This is a genomic window from Actinocorallia herbida, from assembly GCF_003751225.1.
Taxonomy (GTDB): domain Bacteria; phylum Actinomycetota; class Actinomycetes; order Streptosporangiales; family Streptosporangiaceae; genus Actinocorallia; species Actinocorallia herbida.
This window is the reverse complement of the sequence record NZ_RJKE01000001.1, coordinates 9,346,142-9,368,741: the sequence shown is the minus strand read 5'-3', so window position 1 is coordinate 9,368,741 and position 22,600 is coordinate 9,346,142. Positions and strand designations below refer to the sequence as shown.

19 protein-coding genes and 1 riboswitch are annotated in these 22,600 nt (G+C 72.6%); of the genes, 7 read left to right on the top strand and 12 right to left on the bottom strand.

Translation table 11 applies throughout. The annotated features are described in order from the left end of the window. Positions 1-88: 88 nt before the first annotated feature. From EDD29_RS42745 to EDD29_RS42725, 5 genes are all read right to left on the bottom strand, one after another. Positions 89-730, bottom strand: a complete 642-nt coding sequence (locus EDD29_RS42745) for a type II secretion system F family protein (protein ID WP_246053306.1) — start codon at positions 728-730, stop codon at positions 89-91. Positions 731-983: 253 nt separating this feature from the next. Further along, a complete protein-coding gene (locus tag EDD29_RS42740; RefSeq protein ID WP_148086287.1) occupies positions 984-1,664 on the bottom strand; it encodes a type II secretion system F family protein in 681 nt (226 codons plus the stop codon). 271 nt (positions 1,665-1,935) lie between these two features. Beyond that, positions 1,936-3,117 carry a TadA family conjugal transfer-associated ATPase gene (locus EDD29_RS42735; protein ID WP_123669824.1) on the bottom strand — a complete coding sequence of 394 codons (1,182 nt, stop codon included), beginning with the start codon at positions 3,115-3,117 and terminating at the stop codon, positions 1,936-1,938. Positions 3,118-3,173: 56 nt separating this feature from the next. Beyond that, positions 3,174-4,157, bottom strand: a complete 984-nt coding sequence (gene ssd, locus EDD29_RS42730; protein ID WP_170201794.1) for a septum site-determining protein Ssd — start codon at positions 4,155-4,157, stop codon at positions 3,174-3,176. Positions 4,158-4,821: 664 nt separating this feature from the next. After that, the gene (locus tag EDD29_RS42725; RefSeq protein WP_123669822.1) at positions 4,822-5,577 is read right to left on the bottom strand and encodes a Fic family protein; all 756 of its coding nucleotides are present in this window, start codon (positions 5,575-5,577) and stop codon (positions 4,822-4,824) included. 150 nt (positions 5,578-5,727) lie between these two features. On the opposite strand from EDD29_RS42725, the gene acs reads away from it, so the two are divergent. The 4 genes from acs to EDD29_RS42705 all read left to right on the top strand — a co-directional run bounded on the left by acs (position 5,728) and on the right by EDD29_RS42705 (position 9,445). After that, entirely contained in the window at positions 5,728-7,650 is a 1,923-nt protein-coding gene (acs, locus tag EDD29_RS42720; protein WP_123669821.1) for an acetate--CoA ligase, read from the top strand. A gap of 116 nt (positions 7,651-7,766) precedes the next feature. Then, positions 7,767-8,165, top strand: coding sequence for a phage holin family protein (locus EDD29_RS42715; protein ID WP_123669820.1), 399 nt, complete (start codon positions 7,767-7,769; stop codon positions 8,163-8,165). Further along, positions 8,155-9,027 (top strand): alpha/beta fold hydrolase, encoded by an 873-nt coding sequence (locus tag EDD29_RS42710; RefSeq protein WP_123669819.1) that lies wholly within the window; start codon positions 8,155-8,157, stop codon positions 9,025-9,027. Before EDD29_RS42715 ends, EDD29_RS42710 begins: the two co-directional genes overlap by 11 nt. Before the next feature lies 1 nt (position 9,028). Further along, complete coding sequence (locus EDD29_RS42705; protein WP_123669818.1) at positions 9,029-9,445, top strand: DUF309 domain-containing protein; 417 nt, start codon at positions 9,029-9,031, stop codon at positions 9,443-9,445. A 9-nt stretch (positions 9,446-9,454) separates the two neighbouring features. Here EDD29_RS42705 and EDD29_RS42700 read toward each other — a convergent pair whose 3' ends face one another. From EDD29_RS42700 to EDD29_RS42685, 4 genes are all read right to left on the bottom strand, one after another. After that, entirely contained in the window at positions 9,455-10,666 is a 1,212-nt protein-coding gene (locus tag EDD29_RS42700) for a MarP family serine protease (RefSeq protein ID WP_246053305.1), read from the bottom strand. Positions 10,667-10,751: 85 nt separating this feature from the next. Then, on the bottom strand, positions 10,752-11,327 hold the full coding sequence (locus EDD29_RS42695) for an NUDIX hydrolase (protein WP_123671042.1): 576 nt from the start codon (positions 11,325-11,327) through the stop codon (positions 10,752-10,754). A 175-nt stretch (positions 11,328-11,502) separates the two neighbouring features. Beyond that, positions 11,503-13,920: an ABC transporter permease gene (locus EDD29_RS42690; protein WP_211360173.1), complete on the bottom strand. Its 2,418-nt coding sequence runs from the start codon at positions 13,918-13,920 to the stop codon at positions 11,503-11,505. Beyond that, positions 13,917-14,672, bottom strand: a complete 756-nt coding sequence (locus EDD29_RS42685) for an ABC transporter ATP-binding protein (protein WP_123669817.1) — start codon at positions 14,670-14,672, stop codon at positions 13,917-13,919. The genes EDD29_RS42690 and EDD29_RS42685 overlap by 4 nt, the downstream gene beginning before the upstream one ends. 86 nt (positions 14,673-14,758) lie before the next feature. Between EDD29_RS42685 and EDD29_RS42680 the strand changes: the two genes are divergently transcribed. Continuing rightward, the gene (locus EDD29_RS42680) at positions 14,759-15,364 is read left to right on the top strand and encodes a response regulator transcription factor (protein WP_123669816.1); all 606 of its coding nucleotides are present in this window, start codon (positions 14,759-14,761) and stop codon (positions 15,362-15,364) included. A 4-nt stretch (positions 15,365-15,368) separates the two neighbouring features. On the opposite strand, the gene EDD29_RS42675 is transcribed toward EDD29_RS42680, so the two are convergent. The 3 genes from EDD29_RS42675 to EDD29_RS42665 form a co-directional block, all read right to left on the bottom strand. Next, positions 15,369-17,453 carry a histidine kinase gene (locus EDD29_RS42675; RefSeq protein ID WP_123669815.1) on the bottom strand — a complete coding sequence of 695 codons (2,085 nt, stop codon included), beginning with the start codon at positions 17,451-17,453 and terminating at the stop codon, positions 15,369-15,371. 95 nt (positions 17,454-17,548) lie between these two features. Further along, a complete protein-coding gene (gene nth / locus EDD29_RS42670; RefSeq protein ID WP_123669814.1) occupies positions 17,549-18,289 on the bottom strand; it encodes an endonuclease III in 741 nt (246 codons plus the stop codon). A 222-nt stretch (positions 18,290-18,511) separates the two neighbouring features. Beyond that, positions 18,512-20,101: an oleate hydratase gene (locus EDD29_RS42665; protein ID WP_123669813.1), complete on the bottom strand. Its 1,590-nt coding sequence runs from the start codon at positions 20,099-20,101 to the stop codon at positions 18,512-18,514. Between the two features lie 416 nt (positions 20,102-20,517). Here EDD29_RS42665 and EDD29_RS42660 point away from each other — a divergent pair, with 416 nt between their 5' ends. After that, on the top strand, positions 20,518-20,877 hold the full coding sequence (locus EDD29_RS42660) for a YciI family protein (protein ID WP_123669812.1): 360 nt from the start codon (positions 20,518-20,520) through the stop codon (positions 20,875-20,877). Next, positions 20,877-22,115 (top strand): RNA polymerase sigma factor, encoded by a 1,239-nt coding sequence (locus EDD29_RS42655; protein ID WP_123669811.1) that lies wholly within the window; start codon positions 20,877-20,879, stop codon positions 22,113-22,115. Before EDD29_RS42660 ends, EDD29_RS42655 begins: the two co-directional genes overlap by 1 nt. Positions 22,116-22,325: 210 nt before the next feature. Next, positions 22,326-22,526: riboswitch (cobalamin riboswitch) on the top strand. Positions 22,527-22,600 lie beyond the last annotated feature (74 nt).

Sequence of the window (22,600 nt, the reverse complement as noted above, 5' to 3'; positions counted from 1 at the left end):
GGCCGGACCCTCGTCCGGCGTCACCCCAGCATCCACAGATCTCATCAAGATCGTTTACCGGCCTGTGGATAACTTTTTGTCGGCACGATCAGGGCAGCGCGATGCCCTGCGCGATGCCCGCGATCGCCGGGACGATGCCGACCAGCACGAATGCCGGCAGGAAGCACAGGCCGAGCGGCGCGACCGCCTTGACCCCGGCCTCCCGCGCCCGTTCCTCGGCCGCGGCGGACGCGGCGCTGCGCTGGTCCCTGGACAGCCGGGTCAGCACGGGCGAGAGAGGCGCGCCGCCGCGTCCGGCCCGCGCCGCGGCCCGTGCGAGCGGCGCCAGCGCCGGGTCAGACGCCCGCGCGGCCCACGCGTCCGCGGGGTCGGCGCCCAGTCCGACGCGCACCGCGACCGCCTCGAACTCCTCGCCGACAGGCCCGCCGAGCGCCTCCCCGACGGCTTCGACGGCGTCCGCCCAGCCCACTCCCGCGCCGAGACAGGCGGCGAGCAGCTCCACCGCGACGGGCAGGTCCGACTCCAGCCGCCGTCTGCGCCGCCCTGCCTCCGGAGGTTCCCGCCTCCCCCACCACCACCGGCACCACCCCGCCGCCATCGCCCCCGCCAGAATTCCGCCGATCCCCCCGAAGAAGGCCCAGACACCCAGTCCGACGACCCCGCACAGCACCGCACCCCGAACCTCCCCCGAGCCCCGGCCCTCCGCCGCCGTCCCCTCAGGCCCCCGCACGGCCCTCTCCAGCCGCCGCCGAGCCCCACGCCCCGTCCGCACTCCGCCCATCCCGATCCTCTCTCCCAACAAGCCCGCCCACGGCACTACACCCAAAAGCTGAGGCACCTTCAAAAGCCACGAACAACCCGCTCCCACCACATACCGGCTACGACCCGACGAGGAGCGCCCGCACCGGCGCACCGGCGCACCGACGCCTCCGGCGGAGAGCGCCCGCCGCATCGGGTCCCGCCCGCACGCCCACGTCAGCGGGTCAGGGGTGCTGGGCGGCGTTGGCGATCCTGGTGGTCCACAGGAGACCTGCGGTGTCCAGCGCCAAGGCCGCGATGAGGCAGAGGAGGCCGGGAAGAGTGGTGAAGAGGAACGAGAGGGGGTCCGCGCCCAGGGACCAGGACATGGCGAGGCCCAAGGCGGGGAGGACCGCGAGGAGGCGGGCCGTCGTTCTGGCACCGGCGAGCTGGGCGCGGACGGCGCCGCGGTGGGCCCGCTCGTCGCGAAGGGCCGCCGCCAGGCCGTCGATGACGGGCGCGAAGGCGGCGCCGCGTTCGACGCCGATGCTCCAGCACGCGGCGAGCAGCCGCAGCGCCTGTGCTCCTGGCCGGGCGGCCACCTCCCGCAAGGCACGCGGGATGTCCGGGGCCGACGGAAGCCCGGCGAGGGCGTCGCGATGCGGCGCGGGCAGCACCTCGACCGCCGCCGCGAGCGCCTCCTCAGGCGCCCTCCCGGCGACGAGTTCCGCGCCGAGCCCATCGCACAGTTCCACCACCGCCGCCGCCCAGGCCTCGGCCTCCCGCCCACGCCGCAGTTCACGCACCAGCCCCGCAGACCACTCCCGCAGACCTCCCCCCACCGGACCCCCGCGCCCCTCCAGCGCGGACAACCGCCGCGCGGACACCCCGCCGAACGGCAGGACCCCCCAGCCGAACACCCTCACCCGAACACCCCCGAACCGCTCAGAAAAGGAGCGCCCGCCCACCCCGAACAACCCGAAAGGCACCCGCACATGCGAACCCCCGGACTGCCCGGAGAACAGCGCCCGCCCACCCCGAACGGCACCCACGCATGTCGGCCCCCGGGCCGCCTGGAGAGCGAGCGCGCGGTTGCGCCGAACGGCGCGAAACGCGACCGCGCAGGTGGGCCTGCTGGCTGCCCGGAGGATGGGCGGCCAGGTGCGGCTGCGGGTGGTGCTTGGTGTGCGCGTGCGCTCATGCGGCGCGTTCCGGGCGGTCAGCTCGGTGGGCCGCCTCTGGCGGTGCCCAGCCCAGCCGTGTCAGCAGCGGGCCCGCTGCGGGTGCGAAGGACAGGCCCGATGGGGTGAGGCGGACGGCGGGGTGCGCCTCGACGAGGCCGGAGGGCGCCCGGAGGAGCACGGCGATCTGGCTGACGCGGCGCAGCGGGCCCTGCCGATCCAGGTGGACGACGACGTCGAGCGCCGCCGCGAGCTGGCTGTGCAGCGCCTCACGCGTGAGCCCCGCGGCGCAGCCGAGCGCCTCCAGCCGGGCCGGGACGTCTTCCGGGGCGTTCGCATGGAGCGTTCCACATCCTCCTTCATGTCCGGTATTGAGCGCATTGAGCAGTTCAACCGCTTCGCCGCCCCTGACCTCGCCGACCACCAGCCGGTCGGGACGCATGCGCAGCGCCTGGCGGACGAGGTCGTGCAGGGTGACGCCGCCCGCGCCCTCGATGTTGGGCGGTCGCGCCTCCAGCCGGACGACGTGCGGATGGTCCGGCCGCAGTTCTGCCGAGTCCTCGACGAGCAGCAGCCGCTCGGCCGGTGAGGCCAGCCCGAGAAGACAGCTCAGCAAGGTGGTCTTCCCTGTACCGGTGCCGCCCGTGACGAGGAAAGCGAGTCGTGCCCTTACGAGCGCCGCCAGCAGTTCTGCTCCGGCCCGGCATACGGATCCCGCCTCTACGAGTTCGGGCAAGGTGAAGGCACGTCCCCGTGGCGACCGCAGAGACAAGCAGGTGCCTCCAGGTGCCACGGGCGCGAGGACGGCGTGCAGGCGCACGCCCCCTGGCAGCCGCGCGTCGACGTACGGTGCCGCGTCGTCGAGCCTTCTGCCCGCCGCGGCGGCGAGGCGCTGGGCGAGCCTGCGGACCTCCCTGTCGTCGGCGAACCGCACCCCCGTGCGCAACAGCATTCCTCGGCTCTCCACCCACACCTCGTCCGGGCCGTTGACCAGCACATCGGTCACCGACGGATCGCGCAGCAGCGGCTCCAGCGGCCCCGCGCCGACCAGGTCGGCGCGGACCTCGCGGGCGAGGCTGAGCACTTCGGCGTCGCCCAACGCGCGTTCCTCCGCCCGCAGCGCCGCGGCCACCGCGCCGGGTGTGGCGGCGCTCCGGCTCTCGACGAGCCGCCCCCTGACGGCTTCCGCCCAGTTCATGGTTCCTCCAGTCGGGTCTTCGGCCTCCGCGCGTCGCGGAGGAGGCGGCGGCTCCATCAGGCCGCCAAGGGGCCGTCGAGCAGCCGGGCGCACAGGCGGGCGAGCCGTCCCCGCACGGGTGGCGCCGCTCGCTCCAGAGCGGCCGGGACTCCGCGTTCGAAGTCGTAGTGGCCCGAGAGCGGGAGGCACAGCGACTCGGCGACGGCACGGGGCGCCAGGCCGCCGGGCGCCGGCCCGCGGGTGACCAGAAGCGGCTCGTCCGGCCCCGCCGCAACGGACCGGGCCGCGAGGACCCCGCGCACCTCCGCCGGGACGAGCAGGACGGTTCGGTCCGCCGTAAGGGCGAGATCCCGTGGCCGGTCGGTGATGACGAGGTCGTAGGCACGCTGTGCGGTCGCCAGGACGGAGGCGACGACCTCGGGCCGCAGCGCGCACGGCCGGTCGTGTGCGTGGGAGAGCACCGCCACCCCCCGCGCGGACGGGACCTCCTCCTCCAGCGCGCGTGGCGCCAGACGTCCGCGCAGCCCCGCGAGATCCGGCCACCGGGTGCCCGGCGTGCCTTCGAGCCCGAGCAGCGTGTCCAGTCCGCCACCCCCGGCGTCGAGATCGACCAGGAGGACCCGCGCCCCGCCGCGGGCGGCCATCAGGGCCAGGGTCGTGGCGAAGACCGACGCGCCGGCTCCGCCGCGCGCCCCGGTGACGGCGATCCGCCTCCCGAAGGCGCCGGGCAGGCACGCCCTGGCCATACGTTCGGCCAGCCAGTCCTCCTCGTCAGGCAGGACGGCGACGCGTTCGGCGCCGAGGTCCATCGCCCGCCGGAACACCGGGACCGTGGCGGCCCTGGCCAGCATGACGACGCCGCCACGGCGCGGAATCCTGCCCGGTAAATCCGCCCCGACCAGGACAAGAGCGGCATTCTGCAAGGAGCCGCGCGCCTCTGCCGTATCGCGCGCGACCGATACTTCGACGGACGCGGCGGCGGCGAGCCGCCGGACCTCGTCGACCAATCCGGGATTCGTGGAAAGCACCAGTGCGTTCATGGGGAACACACTCCCCGAATCGCGCGGATCCCGCTGAGGCGCCTGTGGATAAGTGCGACGACCCCCGCCGGGGGGGAGAGCGGGGGCCGTCGCGATGGTCCGGCTCCGGGGGGGTAGAGCCGGGCCCATCCTTTGGGGGAAAGTCAAGTGGGACGGGTTTGCGCGGTCCCGTCCGCCGCCGTGTCGGCAGATAGTTCATATGCTGCCCGATCACGGACGCTTCCGTCGAGGATCGGCCCTGATAACCATGAGCTTTTTTCTGGTCCCCTCGGCATGGATCACCGAGGGTGATCGAATTGATCCCGCCGAAGATCACCAGGAAAGCGCACCGAATACCCCAATGGCCCCGTTGGGCGAGCTCCATAACCGCGTCGTGCACGCCCCGGCCGGGAACTGCGGAATTTCCGCATCGCCCCTTGTCAGACGGCCGCGGAAGGCGTAGACCGGAAACACGGACGAAGTGTCCGGCACGGCACCCCGGTACCCACGCGCGAACAGCCACGGAAGGCGCCGCCGCGACGGGCAGAGCCCGATCCGGCGATGACGAATTGCACGCCTGGTAGCCGAGCGTGACGTGAAGGCGGGTGGCGTCACCGAGCACGATCCGGAAGACGCCGCCCGTCACCTCCCGGCGCGCGCCCGTCCAGGGCCCGGAACAGCCGGTTCAGCCGCGCTGCATGGCCTCGCAGAGCGTCTGGGAGTCCCGTGCGCCGTGCACGACCGCGTCGGCGCAGTGCTTGATCCACTCGGCGACGCCCTCTCCGGTCCCGGACAGGTAGCCGTCGAAGGCCTTGCGGTACTCCGCCTCGAGTTCCATGTGCCCGACCTCGGGGGAGACCAGCGCCTTGGGGTCGAGACCGCGGTCGATGAGCGTCAGCCGGGCCGCGGCGCGCGCGACGAGGCCGTCGGCCGAGCCGAACGGCCGAAGGGCGAGCAGTTCCCCGTGGACGATGGCGGAGACCACCACGGCGGGCGCCTTGGACTTCCCCGTGAGCAGGTCGCTCAGCGCGTCGAGGCGGGCCGCCACCTCGCTGGCGGAAGGAGACCCCTCGCTACGGGGCCGTCCCAGCTCGTCGGACGAGACGACGTCACGGGCCGCGAGGACGTGGAGGCGCGCGAAGACCTGCCGGGGCGCGGTCTTCCAGGCCGCACCGAGCGGCCCCATCTCGCCGGAGATCCGCAGCGCGCCCTGGACCAGCGGATGCGTGGCGTGCCCGGCGCGCACCTCCTCCAGGTGCGCCTGGGCGCCTTCCAGCGCCGCCGAGGCTCGCGCGCCGCGCAGCAGCGACTCGGTCGAGACCTCGGTGCTCTTGCGCCGCAGGACGCGGTGCCCGCGAAGCCTGTCGACGGCTTGGCGGGCCGTGTCGCAGGCCTCCTCGACGCCGGGAAGCAGAGAGACTTGAAGAAGAGCGTCGTCCACGGGGCAGAGGTTACACAGGCAGGCGACGTGTCCTGCGTCACGTACTATTTGTAAGGAAACCTTGAAGTAAGTCCGTACTTGACAGCCCACACCGGCTCCCCGATTAAGTGGAAGTCCCCAGGGCATGACCGCGGCACTAAGGAGCACCCCGTGAGCCAGGAAGCGCTGTCGAATCTTTTGCGGGAGAACCGCAGGTTCGCGCCGCCGGCGGACCTCGCCGCGCAGGCGAACGTCAAGGAGTCGGCCTACGCGGAGGCGGCCGACGACCGCCTCGGCTTCTGGTCGCGCCAGGCCGAGCGGCTGGACTGGGCGACGCCCTGGACTCAGGTGCTCGACTGGAGCAACGCCCCCTTCGCCAAGTGGTTCGTGGGCGGCGAGCTGAACATCGCCTACAACTGCGTCGACCGCCACGTCGAGGCGGGCAACGGCGGCAGGGTGGCCTTCCACTGGGAGGGCGAGCCCGGCGACACGAGGACGATCACGTACACCGAACTCAAGGACGAGGTCTGCAAGGCGGCCAACGCGCTCACCGAACTGGGCGTGACCAAGGGCGACCGGGTAGCCATCTACATGCCCATGATCCCCGAGACCGCGGTGGCGATGCTCGCCTGCGCGAGGATCGGCGCCACCCACTCCGTCGTCTTCGGCGGCTTCTCCGTCAGCGCCCTGCGCAGCCGCATCGAGGACGCCCAGGCCAAGCTCGTCATCACCGCCGACGGCGGGTACCGGCGCGGCGCCCCCAGCGCGCTCAAGCCGACCGTGGACCAGGCGGTCACCGACACCGTCGAGAACGTCCTCGTCGTCCGCCGCACCGGCCAGGACGTCGAGTGGACCGACCGCGACCTGTGGTGGCACGACGTCGTCGACAGGCAGTCCGCCGAGCACACGGCGCAGCCGCACGAGGCCGAGCACCCCCTGTTCATCCTCTACACCTCCGGGACGACCGGGAAGCCGAAGGGCATCCTGCACACCACCGGCGGCTACCTCACCCAGGTCGCCTACACCCACTGGGCGGTGTTCGACCTCAAGCCGGAGACCGACGTCTACTGGTGCACCGCGGACGTCGGGTGGGTGACCGGCCACTCCTACCTCGTCTACGGGCCGCTAGCCAACGGCGCCACCTCCGTCATGTACGAGGGCACCCCGGACACCCCGCACAAGGGGCGCTGGTGGGAGATCATCGAGAAGTACCGCGTCACCGTCCTCTACACGGCGCCCACGGCGATCCGCACGTGCATGAAGTGGGGCGACGCGATCCCCGCGGAGTTCGACCTGTCCAGCCTGCGCGTCCTCGGCTCCGTCGGCGAGCCGATCAACCCCGAGGCCTACGTCTGGTACCGCGAGCGCATCGGCGGGGGCCGCATCCCGGTCGTCGACACCTGGTGGCAGACCGAGACCGGCGCGATGATGATCAGCCCGCTGCCCGGCGTGACGCACGGCAAGCCCGGTGCGGCGATGCGCCCGCTGCCGGGCATCTCCGCCGACGTCGTCGACGGCGAAGCCAACCCCGTGCCTGACGGGTCGGGCGGCTTCCTCGTCCTCACCGAGCCGTGGCCGTCGATGGCCCGGACGATCTGGGGCAACCCCGATAGGTTCGTCGAGACCTACTGGTCGCGTTGGCCTGGCCTCTACTTCGCCGGAGACGGGGCGAAGAAGGACGAGGACGGCGACCTGTGGATGCTCGGCCGCGTCGACGACGTCATGCTCGTCTCCGGCCACAACATCTCCACCACCGAGGTCGAGAGCGCGCTCGTCGGGCACCCGAGGGTGGCCGAGGCCGCCGTGGTCGGCGCGAACGACCCCGTCACGGGCAAGGCGATCGCGGCGTTCGTCATCGTGCGCGGCGAGGGCGAGGTGGACGTGGAGGAGCTGCGCGCCCACGTCGGCCAGACCCTCGGGCCGATCGCGAAGCCGAAGCAGGTGCTCATCGTCCCCGAGCTGCCGAAGACCCGTTCCGGCAAGATCGTCCGGCGCATCCTGCAGGACATCGCCGAGGGCCGGGAGATCGGTGACGCGACGACCCTCGCCGACGCCGGCGTGATGGACTCCATCAAAAAGGCGCTCGACATCTGAGATCACCACGGAGTGCCCCGGATCGGTCCGGGGCACTCCGCTGTCTGACCACCCGGATACGATCGGTGAAAGATCGGCGGCGCCACGCGCTCCACACCGTCCAGTAGGGGGTCCCCATGGGTCGATCGAACGTCGAGGAGCAGAGCCTGGGCGAACTCGTGGCCTCGGCCACGGGCAATGTCCAGAAGATCGTCCGCGCCGAGATCGAACTCGCCAAGATCGAGCTCAAGGACGACGCCAAGAAGGCGGCGATAGGCGGCGTGCTGTTCGCCGTCGCGGGCCTGATGGCCGGGATGATCGTCATCCTGCTGTCCATCGCCTTCGCCTATGCCCTGGTCGGCCTCGGCATGTGGCACTGGGCCGCGTTCGCCCTCGTCGCCGCGCTCTACCTGCTGCTCGCCGCGGTGCTCATCCTCATCGGCTGGCTGCGGATCAAGAAGATCGACGGTGCGCGCCGCACCCGTGAGACCCTCTCCGACGGCGTGAAGATGCTCAAGAGAACCCGTGAGCATTGACATCCCAGGCCCCTGGACGCACCGGGACGTGAGCGCCGGGGGCACCCGGTTCCACGTGGCCGAGCAGGGCGAGGGCCCGCTCGTGCTGCTGCTGCACGGCTTCCCGGAGTTCTGGTGGAGCTGGCACCACCAGCTCGAGGCCCTGGCCGCGGCCGGATACCGCGCCGCGGCCGTCGATCTGCGCGGGTACGGGGGGAGCGACAAGCCGCCGCGCGGTTACGACCTCGTCACCCTCGCGGGCGACGCCGCAGGGCTGGTGCGCGCCCTCGGCGAGGCCAACGCGGTGGTCGTCGGGCACGACTGGGGCGGCCTGCTGGCCTGGACGATGGCGGTCTACCACCCGAAGGTGGTGCAGCGGCTCGTCGCGGTCTCCGCGCCGCACCCGCTGCGCGTCCGCCGCGCCCCTCGCACGCCGTGGATGCTCCAGGCCCTGCTCAACCAGGCGCCGTTCCTGCCCGAGCGGCGGCTGACGGAGTTCAACGGGGCGCGCGCGTCCCGTCTGCTGGAGCGCTGGTCGTCGCCGGGATGGCCCGATCCGGTCACCGACCGGCAGGTCAGGGCCGCGGTGCAGATCCCGGGCGTCGCGCACTGCTCGCAGGAGTACCACAGGTGGTTCCTGCGCTCGGTGCTGCGTCCTGACGGCCTGCGTTACGCGCACCGTATGGCCGCGCCCGTCCATGCGCCCACCTTGCACCTGCACGGGGCGCGAGACCCCGCGTTCCCCGCTTCGGTCGCCCAGGGCTCCGGCCAGTACGTCGAGGCCGATTACACCTGGAAGACGATCGACCACGCCGGGCACTTCCCGCACGAGGAGAAGCCCGCCGCGTTCAACGCCGAGCTCCTCGGCTGGCTGGGGCGCTGACATGCGCGACCGCGACACCGGCGGACGCCCCCGCAACGCCCGTCCCCGCGACGCCTACGGCCGTCCGCTCCCGTACGGCGCCGAGGGCGTCCCCACGATGCCGGACGAACTCGACCTCGACGCCGCGGGCACCCTCGCCGAGGCCCGCCGGCTGCTGGCCGCCGACCGCCCGTTCCACGCGCACGAGGTCCTCGAGGCCCGCTGGAAGTCCTGCCCTCCCGAGGAGCGGCCCCTGTGGCGCGCGCTGGCCCAGCTCGCCGTGGGCCTGACCCACGAGCGGCGAGGCAACGCCAAGGGCGCTGACGCCCTTTTCACGCGCGCGACGAGGGATCTGGCGGCGTACACCGGCCCCTCTTTCGGGCTGGATCTCCCCGCGGTCAGCCGGACCGCCGTGTCCGAGCGCGACCTGCGGCTGTGACGGGCCGGGTCAGTCGGCGCACTCGTGGGTGTCGGCGGGCCTCGTCGCGTCCCGCCCGGCCGTCGCGTCCGGCATGACCTCGTCGGCGGTCAGGGCGTAACCGGTGTCCTGGTCGGACATCGCGGCGGCGAAGATGACGCCGAAGACCGCGCCCTCCTCGGTGAGCAGCGGGCCGCCGGAGTTGCCGGGTTCGACCGTGCCGCGCAGGGAGTAGATCTCGCGGGTGACCTGGCTGCTGCGGTAGATGTCCGGGCCCTTGGCCTTCTGCCGCGAGCTGATCTTCGCGGCGCGCACCGTGTAGGGCCGGTTCTTGGGGAAGCCCGCGACGACCGCGGCGTCTCCCCGCTCGGCCTCGGTGTCCCACTTCAGGGCCTTCGCGCGGAGGCCGGGCACATGGATGATGGCGACGTCCCGCGAGGGGTCGTAGAGCACGACCCGACCCTCGAACTCGCGCGAGCCGACCTGGATCGACAGCGACCCCTCGGTGCCCGCGACGACGTGCGCGTTGGTCATCAGCCGCTCGGGCGCGAAGACGAAGCCGGTGCCTTCGATCCGGCGCTGGCGCGGTTCGGTCGCGCAGTCCGGCGCGGTGCCGACGATCTTGGCGATGCTGCGCCGGGCATTGAGCAGGGCGGGCGAGGACTCGACGGACTTGTCGGGCGGGCCCACGTCGACCAGCGGTTCGCCGCCGAGCCCGTTGAAGACCTTCGGGAAGTCGGTGCCGCCGACGAACTTGTCGAACGACTCGGCCCACCGGTCGGCGGCCAGCGGCATGGCCTGGTCGACGCCGCGCAGCACCGCCGAGCTGTGCACCTGCCTGGACAGCGCGCGGATCGGCGACTGGTCGAGCAGCACGACGCCGATGAACCAGGCGACCAGCATGAGCGACAGCACGCTCACCACGGCGCCGCCCGCCGCGTCCAGGGCCCGCGCGCTGTCGCCGGTGACCCGGTTGCGCAGTACCGCGCCCGCCGAGGAGGCGATGAGCTGGCCGAACGTGGCGGCCAGGAAGGCGATGACGATCGCCAGCAGCGCCTGCTGCGCCTCTCCTTCGACGACCCAGGTGACGAGCGGCGGCGCGATGAGCACGCCGAGGACGCCGCCGCCGACGAAGCCGACGAAGCTGAGCAGGCCGACGATGAAACCCTGCCGGTAGCCAGAAACGGCGAAGAGCACGATCAGAACGATCAGGATGACATCAAGGAGGTGGTCGCCCAGCACCGCTTCAAACTACCGGGAGATCCACGTTTTGAGAGTCCCCTGAGGGGACGAGATGGTGACCGGGCGTGTCACCGTACAGAGTGATTCATCCCCGTGCGGCCAGATTGAGGACTTCTGGGGGAAGGTCCTCCACCCGGGTCTCGTCCCAAGGCACCGCCCAGCCTCCGGCGTCCAGGACATTGGTGAGCAGACCCGCCGTGAAGCCCCAGACCAGCATGTCCCGCACCTTGAAGGCCGGTCCGACGAAACCGCCGGGGGCGCGCAGCGCGATCCGGTTGTCCGGATCGACGAGCTCGGCGATCGGCACCCTGGAGACGGAGGCGACCTCCCCCGGATGGCCCGGAGACACCGCGCAAGGGGTGTGCCACCAGCCGGCGACGGGAGTGACCCGGAAGTCGCTCCGCGAGAGGTAGAGCTCCGGAAGGGCCCCCAGAACCTCCACGCCCGACGGCTCCACCCCCGTCTCCTCCTGCGCCTCGCGCAGCGCCGCGCCCACCGGGCCGCCGTCCTCGGGGTCGAGGGAGCCACCGGGGAAGGCGGGCTGCCCCGCGTGCTTCTTCAGCGTCGCGGCGCGCTCCAGCAGCAGGACGTCGGGGCCGTCAGGGCCCTCCCCGAAGAGGATCAGGACGGCGGCCGGACGCGCGGACGGGGAAGGGCGCATGAAGGGGGGCACCGGAAGGTGCGGCGCCCGTTCGCGGAAGAGATCGAGCCATGAAGGAATCACGTTCGGGCAACACCCCTGGGGACGAGAATATTCACGATGGGCACCGGCGGGCAGGCCCGCGCAGGGGTCCGCCGCCCTCAGTGAGACTACCCGCCGGTATCCTCGCGGCTCCCTATTCCCGGAAGCCCAGCGCGTCAGTGGGACGCGGCCGCAGCGCCGCCCGTCCCGCAAGCAGCAGCGCGGCGAAGGCCGGCAGCACCCCTGCCGCGACGACCGTGGCGTACGTCGTGCCGGGGAAGGTGAGTGCGCCGCCCGCCATCGCCGAGGCGTAGGCGCTCAGCGTGACCAGGGCGATCGCGGTGCCGAGTCCCGTCGCCAGCAGGGCCAGTGGCAGCGTCTCCCAGGCCAGCGACCGCATGATCTGGCTCTTGGTCGCGCCGACCAGCCTCAGCAGCGCCAGTTCCCTGCTCCTCCCGAGGGTCGCCACGGCGAGTGTGTTGACCAGCGAGATCACCGCGAAGGCGATGATCATCCCGAGGGCGACGTAGTTGGCCGATGAAGTCCCGGGCAGAGCCGCGGAAGGCGACGCGGCGCCTACCGACCCGCCCAGCGCGGCGGAGATGTCCGCGCCGGTGATGCCCCGGCCCGCGACCAGCAGGAAGTCGCTCATCGGGTCGTCCACATGGCCCGCGACGGTCGCGTAGGGAAGGGTCACTTGGGCGAAGCCCAGTCCGCTCCTGTACACCGCGACGACTTCCGCCGTCACCGGGGTGCCGTCCCCCAGCGCCATCTCCACCAGGTCGCCTACCGCCATGCCGAGCCGCTCCTGGACGGCCATCGTGCCTTCACGCAGGTCCACGAGGGAGCCTTCGACCGTGCGGAGGTCCATCGTCTTGTCCAGCCCCTCGGGCGTGACCCCTTGGGCACGGTAAGGCGAGGAGACCGTCCGCACCGTCGTCCGCACCACCTCGGTGACCGCCTCCACGCCCGGCATCCGCCGGAGCGCCTGCGCGTCCTGCGCCGGAACCTTGGGACCGACGACGAGGCCGGCGCGGATCCCGTCTCGCAACTGGTCCTCGGCGGCCTCGTCGAGGGTGCTTCCGGCGGCCAGGAGGGTGCAGCCGAGCGCGACGACCAGGGTCAGCGGCGCGACCACCGCGGCGGCCCTGTCCGCGCCCGTGCGCAGCTGCTCGGCCGCCAGCCGGCCCGCCGCGCCCGTCCGGCGCAGGGGAGGCGCGATCACGGCGGCGACGACCCGGACGAGCAGCGGGCCGAGCAGGGCCGCCGCGAGGCTCCAGACGAGCGCGGTCAGCGGAGTGAGCGGGCCCGCGCCGCGGTCGGTGGACACCGACGACAGCGTCAGGGTGAGGACGACGGCGCCGCCGGCCGCCGCGACGCCCGCGGCGACCCTCAGGGGCGCGATGCGGAACCCGCCGGGGGCCGCCTCGCCCAGCGCCTCGACCGGGCGGACCCGGCCCGCCCTGCGCCCCGACAGACGGGCCGCCGCCCAAGCCGCCGCCAGGCTCCCGGCGATCGCGGCGGGCGCCGGAAGAAAGCCGGTCACCAGGGGCAGGTTCGGCGGAATCGCCCCGAGATCGACGAATGCCTCGTGCAGCCTCCCCGCGAGGAGAAGCCCCGTCAACGCGCCCGGCACCGCGGCGGCGAGGGCGACGATCAGCGCCTCCTGCCCCAGCATCCGGCTCAGCTGGGCCGGGGTCGCGGCCACCGCGCGCAGCAGGGCGAGTTCCCGGCGGCGCTGAAGACCGGCGAGCGCGAAGATCCCGGAGACGGCCAGCACGGCGACGATGAGGGAGGTGCCCGCGAGGGCTCCCCCCATGCTCATCAGCCGGGTACGGGCGGCGCTCGCGTCGGGGAATTCGGCGTTCCCCCTGGCGTCGCCCGTGTGGACCTCGGCTTCAGTCCCGGAGAGCTCCGCCCGGAGGTCCGCCGCGGACACCTCGCCGAAGACGCCGAACGCGGCGGCCATTCCCGGACGGGCGAGGGCCGGCGCCTCCTCCGGCGCGAAGAAGACCGAACGCTGGGAGGCCAGCCTTTGAGCGGTCACTCCGACGACGGTGTAGTCGCGCGTTCCCGTCGGAGTGCGCACGGTAAGGACGTCGCCCGGTACCGCCCCTCCGTCGACCGCGATCTCTCCGGACCTCCGCGGCTCCCTTCCTTCCCCGATCGTGAACGGGGTGAGGACGGCCGAGTCCCACGAGTGCCCCCAGGAACGCTCACCCGACCCGCGCTCAAGGTAGACGGGTATCTCCACCTCGGGGACGACCTCGGATACGCCCGGTACGGTACGCAGCCTGTCCGCGACCTCAAGGGGCAGCCACGGCCTTTCCGTCACGGCCTTGTGCTTGATCTTCGTCTTGTCCTTCTTCTGCTTGACGAGGTCGATGCTCAGATCGCCGGAGACGACGACGGGGGTCCCGGCGTACCTCTCGGGCGCGACCGAGCCGCGCAGGCCGGTGTCCATGAGCGTCGCGCAGGCCGACACCAAGGCCGCCGCGCAGAAAAGGGCGACGAAGGCGCCCGCGAAGGCCGACTTGCGGTACCGCAGCGAGTTCAGGACCAGGAACCTCACGCCCAGGCCCCCAGCTTCGTCATGCGGTCGGCGACCTGTCCGGCGGTCGGCGCCGCGAGCGTGTCGACGATCCGCCCGTCGGCCAGGAACAGCACCGCGTCGGCGTAGGAGGCCGCCACGGGGTCGTGGGTGACCATGACGACGGTCTGGCCCAGTTCGTCGACGGTCCGGCGGAGCAGCGTCAGCACCTCGCGCGCCGTCATGGTGTCCAGGGCGCCGGTCGGCTCGTCGCCGAAGAGCACCTCGGGGTCGGCGACGAGCGCCCGCGCGATCGCCACCCGCTGCTGCTGCCCGCCGGACAGCTCGCCGGGCCGGTGCCCGGCCCTGCCTTCCAGGCCCACCCGGGCGAGGATCTCCCGGACGCGTTCGCGGTCGATCCTCGCGCCCGCGAGACGCAGCGGAAGAGTGACGTTGTCCCTGACGGTCAAGGACGGGACGAGATTGAACGCCTGGAAGACGAACCCGATCCTTTCGCGCCGCAGAATCGTCAGCCTCTTCTCGTCCATCCTCGTCAGGTCGGTAGCGCCGAGCCGGACCTTCCCGGAACTGACGCGGTCGAGTCCCGCCGCGCAGTGGAGGAACGTGCTCTTGCCGGAGCCGGAGGGCCCCATCACCGCCGTGAAACGCCCCCGGGGCAGCCCGACCGTGACGTCCCGCAGCGCCGCGACCGCCCTTCTGCCCTTGCCGTAGACCTTGCTCACCCCGTCGAGCGCCACCGCGTGTCCCGTGGCCGCCCTCACCCTGTCGCTCATGCCTTCCATGCTGGTCAAAGGGGGGTCGCCGAGACAGGGACGCCGTCATCGATCACCCATGACCTCGTCATGGGTAGGGTCGTGACGTGATCCGTCTGCTGCTCGCCGAAGACCAGCACGTGGTCCGCGCCGCCCTGGTGACCCTGCTCGGCCTGGAGCCCGACCTGGAGGTCGTCGCCGAGGCCGCCACGGGCGAGGAGGCGGTGGCGCGGGCGCTGGTGGAGCGGCCCGACGTGGCGGTCATGGACATCGACATGCCCGTCCTGGACGGCCTCGGCGCGAGCGAACGGCTCCGCGATCGGCTGCCCGGCTGCCGGATCCTCCTGCTCACCGGCCACGGCAAGCCTGGCCACCTCAAGCGCGCGCTGTCCGCGGGCGTCACGGGGTTCCTGCTGAAGACGGCGCCTCCGGACCGGCTGGCCGCCGCCATCCGCGACGTGGCGCAGGGCCGCCGGGTGCTCGACCCGGAGCTCGCCGTCGCCGCGTGGGACCTCGCCGACAACCCTCTGACGCCGCGCGAGACCGATGTCCTGCGGCTGGCCGCCGCCGGAGCCGACGCCGCGGAGATCGCGGGCTCGCTCTTCCTCTCCGCCGGGACCGTCCGCAACCACCTCACCGCGATCGTCGCCAAGCTCGGCGCGCGCAACCGCACCGACGCGGTGCGCGTGGCCGTGGAGGCCGGCTGGCTGTGACCGCTCAGGAGGGCGGCAGCTCGGCCGCCAGCCTGAACCACCGGCCGTCCCGGCTGACGCTGAGCGCGCCGCCCTGCGCCGCGAGGCGGGTGGCGAGGTTGCCCAGGCCCGCGCCGGGCGGGCCGGGCCGTGCGGCCGGATCAAGCCCGTCGCTGGCCACTTCGAGGCGGACGGGCCCCGGCCCGGACGCCACGGTGATCTCGCAGCGGCCCGCCGCGCCGTGTTTGAGCACGTTGGTCACCGCCTCGCGCAGTACGGGGCCCAGCACGGCCGCGGTCCGATCCGGCACCGGACCGCCGTCCCTGACCGCCACGACGATCCCCGCCGTCTCCAGCACCGCGCGGGCCGACTCCAGTTCCTCGACCAGCAGGGGTGTTCGCGCCGTCCCCGCGGCCCCGCGGAGATCGGCGCGGGCGCGCTCGGCGAGCCCGGCGGCGGCGTCGAGCTCCGCGCGGGCCCGCGGCGGGTCGGCCTCCAGCAGCCGGGCGGCCACCTCGCACTTGAGCAGGACCGCGGCGAGGTTGTGACCGAGCAGGTCGTGCAGGTCCCGGGCCGCACGCAACCGCTCCTGGAGGGCCGCGGCGCGGGCCATCCCCTCCCCCGCGGCCCGCAGCTCCCGCACCTGCCGGGCGAGCAGGACGAGCCCGCGCACCACGACACCCGTCACCAGGACGCTCACGGCGAGGTTCACCACGACGGGCGCGGGCTGCCCGAGGAGTGCCGCCGCCCCCGCGACCACGGCCATGACCAGTGCCGTGAGCGACCACGCCGCCGCGGGCGGCAAGGCGATGAGCAGCGATCCCGCGAAGAAGCCGGGAGCGCCCACCCAGGAGACGCCGAGCCAGGGCAAAGGCAGGAAGCTCAACGCGCCTTGCAGGAGGAGCACGGAAGCCGTCCTGCGGTAGCCGCGCATCCAGCCGAGCTGCACGGCGCAGACGGCGACGAGCAGGACGACCGCGTAAGGCATCAGGTACAGCGGCGTCTGCAAGAGCCCCTTGAAGCAGAACCCCACAAGGACGGTGGCCAGCAGCACCACCGAAAGCCGTGCGGACGCACGGTCGACGGACGGGAGCGCCCCCTCCGTGACGGGAGCGGACGCCTCCACCGTGAACCGGCCGTCGGCGCCCAGCTCCGAGGTAAGGGTCCCGCCCGCCTTCCGGAGCCGTTCCGCGAGCCCGTCGAGGGCGCTCGCGGGCCTTTCCGCGGCGCGGACGCCGTCGTCGCTCACCCGCAGGACGACGCGACCGTCGCGGTGCTCGGTCTCGATGGCGCAGACCCGGGCGGTGCCCTCGGCGACCACCCGGGTGACCGCCTCGCGCAAGGCGGCGGCCAAGAGGGACCCGGTCGCGCCGAGCGGCTCGGTGTGGCCCACGCCGACCCGCGCCTCGATGCCCGCGGCGGCGAGCAGCGTCCGGGCCGCGGACACCTCGGGGGCCAGTGAGAGGCCGCGGAACTCCGCGGCCGTCGTGCGGACCGCCGCGAGGGCGGCACGCGCGTCGGCGAGCAGCGCGCCGAGCGAGGCCGCGGTCGGCCCGGGCCGCGCCGCCTCCCGCGCGAGTGCCGCGAGCCCGGCGTCGAGCCGTCCGCGCAGCTCTTCGGCGATGCGCAGGCGCTCCTCCGCGGCGGCGTTGCCGGCCGCGGTCAGCCGGGCCGCCGCGACCGCCTCGACCTGGGCGGCGAGGCGGGTCAGCCCGTAGACGACGAGGGCCATGATCGCCGCGGTGACCGCCGAGTCCAGCGCGGTGGCGCCGACGCCGCTGCGCAGGGCCGCCACGGGGAAGGCGGCGGAGGCCATCAGCAGCGCCCCGGCCTTCGCCGCGCGGCCTTCGGTGAGCAGCAGGGAACCCGCGAGGAGGCCGAAGAGTCCCACGGAAACGTCGAGGCAAAGCACGGCGGTGAAGGTGAGGACCACCTGGAGCGCCAAGGGCACCGGCCCCGGCCATCGGTAGAGCACGTGCCGTAGTTGGAGCACGAAGAGCGCCAGCACGGCGGCGATGGCGAGCGCGGCGCCCCACGCGCCCGGTGCGCGGCTCGGGGCGGCCAGCACATAGACGGCGCAGAAGCTCAGCAGCACCAGGACGACGGTCACCCGCGCGGAAGCCGCGGCACCGCCGACACGTCCCCTGAAAGCCACTGGATCCCGACATCCCCCCACGAGCGCAGGAGGATCCTAGCCCTGCCCCGTCAGGCGAAGGAACGGTCGCGGATGAGCTTGCGGGCGACCTCCGGATCGGTGGGGCCGAGGCCGAAGGACGGGCAGTCCTGAGCGAGGGGGCAGGCCCCGCAGGCGGGCCGACGGGCGTGGCAGCGACGCCGCCCGTGCCAGATCAGCCGGTGCGACAGGAGCGTCCAGTCCTTCTTCGGGAACATCCCGGCGATCTCGGCCTCGACCTTGACCGGATCGTCCTCCTCCGTCCACCCGAACCGCCGCACGACCCGCCCGAAATGCGTGTCCACCGTCAGCCCCGGCGCCCCGAACGCGTCGCCGAGGACCACGTTGGCGGTCTTGCGTCCGACACCGGGGAGGGTGACGAGGTCGGCGAGGCGGCCCGGGACCTCGCCGTCGAACCTGTCGCGGATCGCCGCGGAGAGGCCCATGATCGACTTGGTCTTGGCGCGGAAGAAACCGGTCGGCTTGATGATCGTCTCGACGTCCTCGGGGTCGGCGGCCGCGAGATCGTCCGGGGTCGGATACTTGGCGAACAGCGCGGGGGTGGTCAGGTTCACCCGGGAGTCCGTCGTCTGGGCCGACATCACCGTGGCCACCAGGAGCTGGAACGGGTTCGTGAAGTTCAGCTCGCAGTGCGCGTCCGGGTAGGTCGCGCCCAGCGTCCGGTTCATCCGCCGGGCGCGCCGTACGAGGCCGAGCCGTGTCTCGTCCTGGAACCGCTTCGCCCTCTGCCGGGAGGTCACCTGCGTCGCCATAGCGCCAGGGTAGGACCTCCGGCCCTGTCCCTGCGCCTTCTCCAGGGAGCCGCGGCTCAGGCGGCGAGCGTCCGGTCCTGCGGCACGAACCCGCCTCGCGGCCCGGACTCGGCGCCGGCGGATCGGCGGGGCGGCGCCCAGGAGACCTCGGCCCTCCCCGCACAGGAATCGCGCGGCGGTGGCGGCCGCGCCCGCAAGGGAACGTGATCATCGGCCTTCCGGTCAGCCCAGGGCGGTGCGCAGAGCCGTGAACGCGACCTTGGGGTCGGTGAGGCCGTGGTACATCGGCGGGATGGGCCTGGTGATCCCGTAGTGGTGGTAGACGGCGATCATGGCGGTGCGCACGGAGTACTCCACAGTGAAGACGACGCCTTCGGGGACCTCCGTGAACTGGCCCAGGAACGCGTAGTTCTGCGCGCCCTTCGGGATCACGTACGGACGGTCGCGCACGGCCCGTGGCATGAACTGGGAATCGATGTAGGGCATCTGGACCGTCGTGATCCGCGTCGTCCGGCGCACCTCGTCGGCGATGTCGTCGAAGCCGAGGTGGCCGAGCAGCTCGTCGAGGACCTCCGCGCCCGTGCAGTCGTCCATGGCCTTGCCCACGTAGTCGCCGGGACGGTCGCCGAACAGGCTGTAACCCCACAGCGTGTACGTGTCCGGGTCCTGGTCCCGGAAGTGCGGCTGCGCGGGGACCACGATGGACAGCAGCCAGGACGAGTCCTTCCACGTCACCAGAGCGCCCGAGCCGGGGACGTTGCCCGTGTAGGCGGTGATGCGGTCGAGCAGAGCGGGGCCGTGCAAGGTGAGGGTGAAGGACTCCCACTTGCTTTCGTCCACCGAGGAGCTGAACGCCTGGGGACGACCGAAGTCGGGGGCCTTGGCGGCGAGCCGCTCCCACAGCCGCCACGATCCGTCGCGCTTGTCCCGGATCAACTCCGGCACGGTGTCCCGGTCGCCGTAGGCGGTGTCGGCGGTCATCGAGCCGAGGGTGAGGAACACCCTGTCGGCGGGGTCCACCTCGATCAGAGCGGTCTCGCCTCCGCGCGTCACCTCGAGCGCGGCCACCCGTCGGCAGGCGGCGTCGGCGAAGCGCACGTCCGTGACGGTCGTCCCGAACTCGGTGCGGACGCCCTTGCCCTCCAGCCAGCGGTGGATGGGCAGGATGACCGAGTCGTACTGGTTGTACTTGCTGCGGCGGACGCCGGACAGCGTGTGGATCCGGTCGAACTCCTGCACGAAGGCCAGGAAGTAACGGCGCAGCTCGATCGCCGAATGCCAGGTCTGGAACGCGAAGGTGGTCCGCCACATGCACCAGAAGTTGGTCTCGAAGAACCCTGGCTGGAAGAACTCGTCGATCCTCCGGGACCCGATGAGCCGCTCGGGCAGGGCCAGCAGGCGCATCAGATCGGCCCGGGAACGGGTGTCGAAGCCGAGGTCCGCGGCGTCGGCGATGGACCGGTCGCCGCGGATGATCCGGGACCGGGAACGCGTCGGGTGCTCGATGTTGAACGCCAGGAACTCCTGCCGGACGGAGATGACCGGATCGTCGAGCGTCGGGATGGACTCCAGGAGGTTCCAGAGGCAGACGTAGTGCTCCTCCTCGAACATCCGGCCGCCGCGCGTCACGTAGCCGCCCTCGGCGGTGGGCGCTTTCGACCCGTCCATGGACCCGCCGACGACCGGGAGCTGCTCCAGGATCGTGATCTCCCTGCCGGGCACCCCGGCGTCCCGCACGAGGAACGCCGCGGCGGCGAGCGCCCCGATGCCGCCGCCGACCAGGTAGACCTTGCCCGAGCCGTAGCGCGCCATCGTGTTCCTCCCTGATCATCGCTCTCGGCAGACCTGCCCGGCTTCTACGCCTTTCAGCGCCGCGCTTTCCCGACGGAACGCCCATTTCTCTGCAACCTCGGTGTCCTGTCGGCGCTGCCGGCCGGTGCCGATCGCCCTCGTCTCCCGTCGGCCGACTACCGCGGGCGCGGGCCTTGACAAGCCGGACCTCCTATGACGAATCAGCTGGTGAACGGCAATGTGGATCACCCATCGGCGGTATGCGGGATGACCGCGAACGGTTGATGTGCGGGCGGGATCTTCGGCCTAACGTCGGTGGGGATGACGAGGAGGCGGAAAAATGTTCGGGAATCCGCGTGCGGGATGTCGAGGAAGCCGGTGCGGCTCCGACCAGGGGGTGACAGCGTGCCGGAAGGGCACCGAAGAGAGGGGCGAAGATGAAGTACCTGATGATGATCTACGGCAACCAGGAGAAGTGGGAGTCGATGCCCGCGGAGGAATGGCCGGAGGTCATCGCCGCGCAAGACGCCTTCAACAAGCGCTTCATGGAATCCGGCGAGCTGCTGGGCGCCTATGGCCTCGCCGACGCGGTGGACTCCCGGCTCGTGCGCCGCGTGGACGGCGCGCCTGCGGTCACCGACGGCCCGTACCTGGAGACCAAGGAGTACATGGCGAGCTTCTACCTGCTGGACGTCGACTCCGAGGCGCGGGCGCTGGAGATCGCCGCCGCGATGCCGGGCGCCGATCAGTTCCCGATCGAGGTCTGGCCCGTACCACACGAGGCGCCCCGCCCGTGATGCCGAGCCGTCCCGCCGAGGACCTGCTGCGCGATCTCGCGCCGCAGGTCCTCGGGGCCCTCGTGCGCCGGTACGGCCAGTTCGAGGCGTGTGAGGACGCCGTGCAGGAGGCGCTCGCCGCGGCCGTCGCGCAGTGGCCGAAGGAAGGCATCCCGGAGAACCCGCGCGGCTGGCTCGTCACCGTGGCCGGCCGCCGGCTGCTCGACGCCTTCCGCGCGGAGAACGCCAGGCGCGCCCGGGAGAACGCGCTGGCGGTCGCCACACCGCAGTCCGAACTGCTGGGCGCCGCCGACTCCCCGCCCGAGCGCGACGACTCGCTCACCCTCCTGCTCCTGTGCTGCCATCCGGCGGTGTCGATGCAGAGCCGGATCGCGCTCACCCTGCGCGCGGTAGGCGGGCTCACCACCGCGCAGATCGCGGCGGCGTTCCTGGTGCCGGAGGCGACGATGGCGCAGCGGATCAGCCGGGCCAAACAGGCGATCCGCGCGTCGGGGGCGTCGTTCGCGCTGCCCGCGGAGGCCGAGCTTCCCGAGCGGGTGCGGGCGGTCTCCCGGGTGCTCTATCTGGTCTTCAACGAGGGCTACACCAGCAGCTCCGGCAGCGAGCTCACCGCCCCGCCGCTCGCGGACGAGGCGATCCGGCTTACCAGGCTGCTGCACGCCGCCCGGCCCGGTGATCCCGAGACCACCGGGCTGCTGGCGCTCATGCTGCTGACCGACGCCCGCCGTCCGGCGCGCACCACGGCCGACGGCGACCTGGTCCCGCTGGGCGAACAGGACCGCGCGCTGTGGGATTCCCGCCTCATCGCCGACGGCCTCGCCCTGGTCGGCGAGGCGCTGAGCGGCGGCCCCCTCGGCCCGTACCAGCTCCAGGCCGCGATCGCCGCGGTGCACTGCGAGTCCCCTTCGGTCGCGGAGACCGACTGGCCGCAGATCCTGGGCCTCTACGACCTCCTGCTCAGGTTCGACCCGAGCCCCGTCGTCTCCCTCAACCGCACCGTCGCCCTCGCCATGGTGCGCGGCCCCTCCGTCGCCCTGGAGACCCTGGCCGCCCTCGCCGAAGACCGGCGCCTGGCCGACCACCACCGCTACCACGCCACTCGCGCCCACCTCCTGGAACTGCTGGGCGACGCCCCCGCCGCCGCGGCCGCCTACCTCCAAGCCGCCCACCGCACCCGAAGCCACACCGAACACCGCCACCTCTCCTCCCGCGCCACCCACCTCCACCCACCCGAATGACCGGCCTCCCCACCCCACTTCGCCCACCCGGTCCGCCCCACACCGAAAGACCCGCCCGCCCCTCCGACCGGGTGCTGGGCTGAGCCCGGTGGCTTGCGACCGGGGCGGGATCGAAGGGTTGTCAGGTGCGGAGGTGGGGCTGGGGTGCTTGGAGGTGGGCGGGATGGGGACTCTAGATGTTGAGGTTGTTGGGGGGTGGGGGTACTAGATGTAGAGTTCTCTTGCGTTGGTCCGCCCCTTGGGGGTGGGGAAAGAGGGAACCCGGTGGGAATCCGGGACTGCCCCGCAGCGGTGAAGGGGAACGGAAGCCGTCACAGTGCACTGGGTCCGGGAGGGCCTGGGAAGCGACGGCCGGTAGGCGAGAGGTGTGCGCCCCTGAGTCCGAAGACCTGCCTGCGCTTGTTTCGTCCATAAGCCTCGAGGGAGGGCGGCGGACGCGTGCGCGGAGATCGCCGTGCGCCGTCCTCGTGCGCCTTCGGGCAGTG

Excerpts from the sequence above, each read along its gene's own strand:
- EDD29_RS42735 (WP_123669824.1), bottom strand. The coding sequence starts at position 3,117 with ATGAACTGGGCGGAAGCCGTCAGGGGGCGGCTCGTCGAGAGCCGGAGC.
- ssd (WP_170201794.1), bottom strand. The coding sequence starts at position 4,157 with ATGAACGCACTGGTGCTTTCCACGAATCCCGGATTGGTCGACGAGGTC.
- EDD29_RS42715 (WP_123669820.1), top strand. The coding sequence starts at position 7,767 with ATGGGTCGATCGAACGTCGAGGAGCAGAGCCTGGGCGAACTCGTGGCC.
- EDD29_RS42705 (WP_123669818.1), top strand. The coding sequence starts at position 9,029 with ATGCGCGACCGCGACACCGGCGGACGCCCCCGCAACGCCCGTCCCCGC.
- EDD29_RS42695 (WP_123671042.1), bottom strand. The coding sequence starts at position 11,327 with ATGCGCCCTTCCCCGTCCGCGCGTCCGGCCGCCGTCCTGATCCTCTTC.
- EDD29_RS42685 (WP_123669817.1), bottom strand. The coding sequence starts at position 14,672 with ATGAGCGACAGGGTGAGGGCGGCCACGGGACACGCGGTGGCGCTCGAC.
- nth (WP_123669814.1), bottom strand. The coding sequence starts at position 18,289 with ATGGCGACGCAGGTGACCTCCCGGCAGAGGGCGAAGCGGTTCCAGGAC.
- EDD29_RS42665 (WP_123669813.1), bottom strand. The coding sequence starts at position 20,101 with ATGGCGCGCTACGGCTCGGGCAAGGTCTACCTGGTCGGCGGCGGCATC.
- EDD29_RS42660 (WP_123669812.1), top strand. The coding sequence starts at position 20,518 with ATGAAGTACCTGATGATGATCTACGGCAACCAGGAGAAGTGGGAGTCG.
- EDD29_RS42655 (WP_123669811.1), top strand. The coding sequence starts at position 20,877 with ATGCCGAGCCGTCCCGCCGAGGACCTGCTGCGCGATCTCGCGCCGCAG.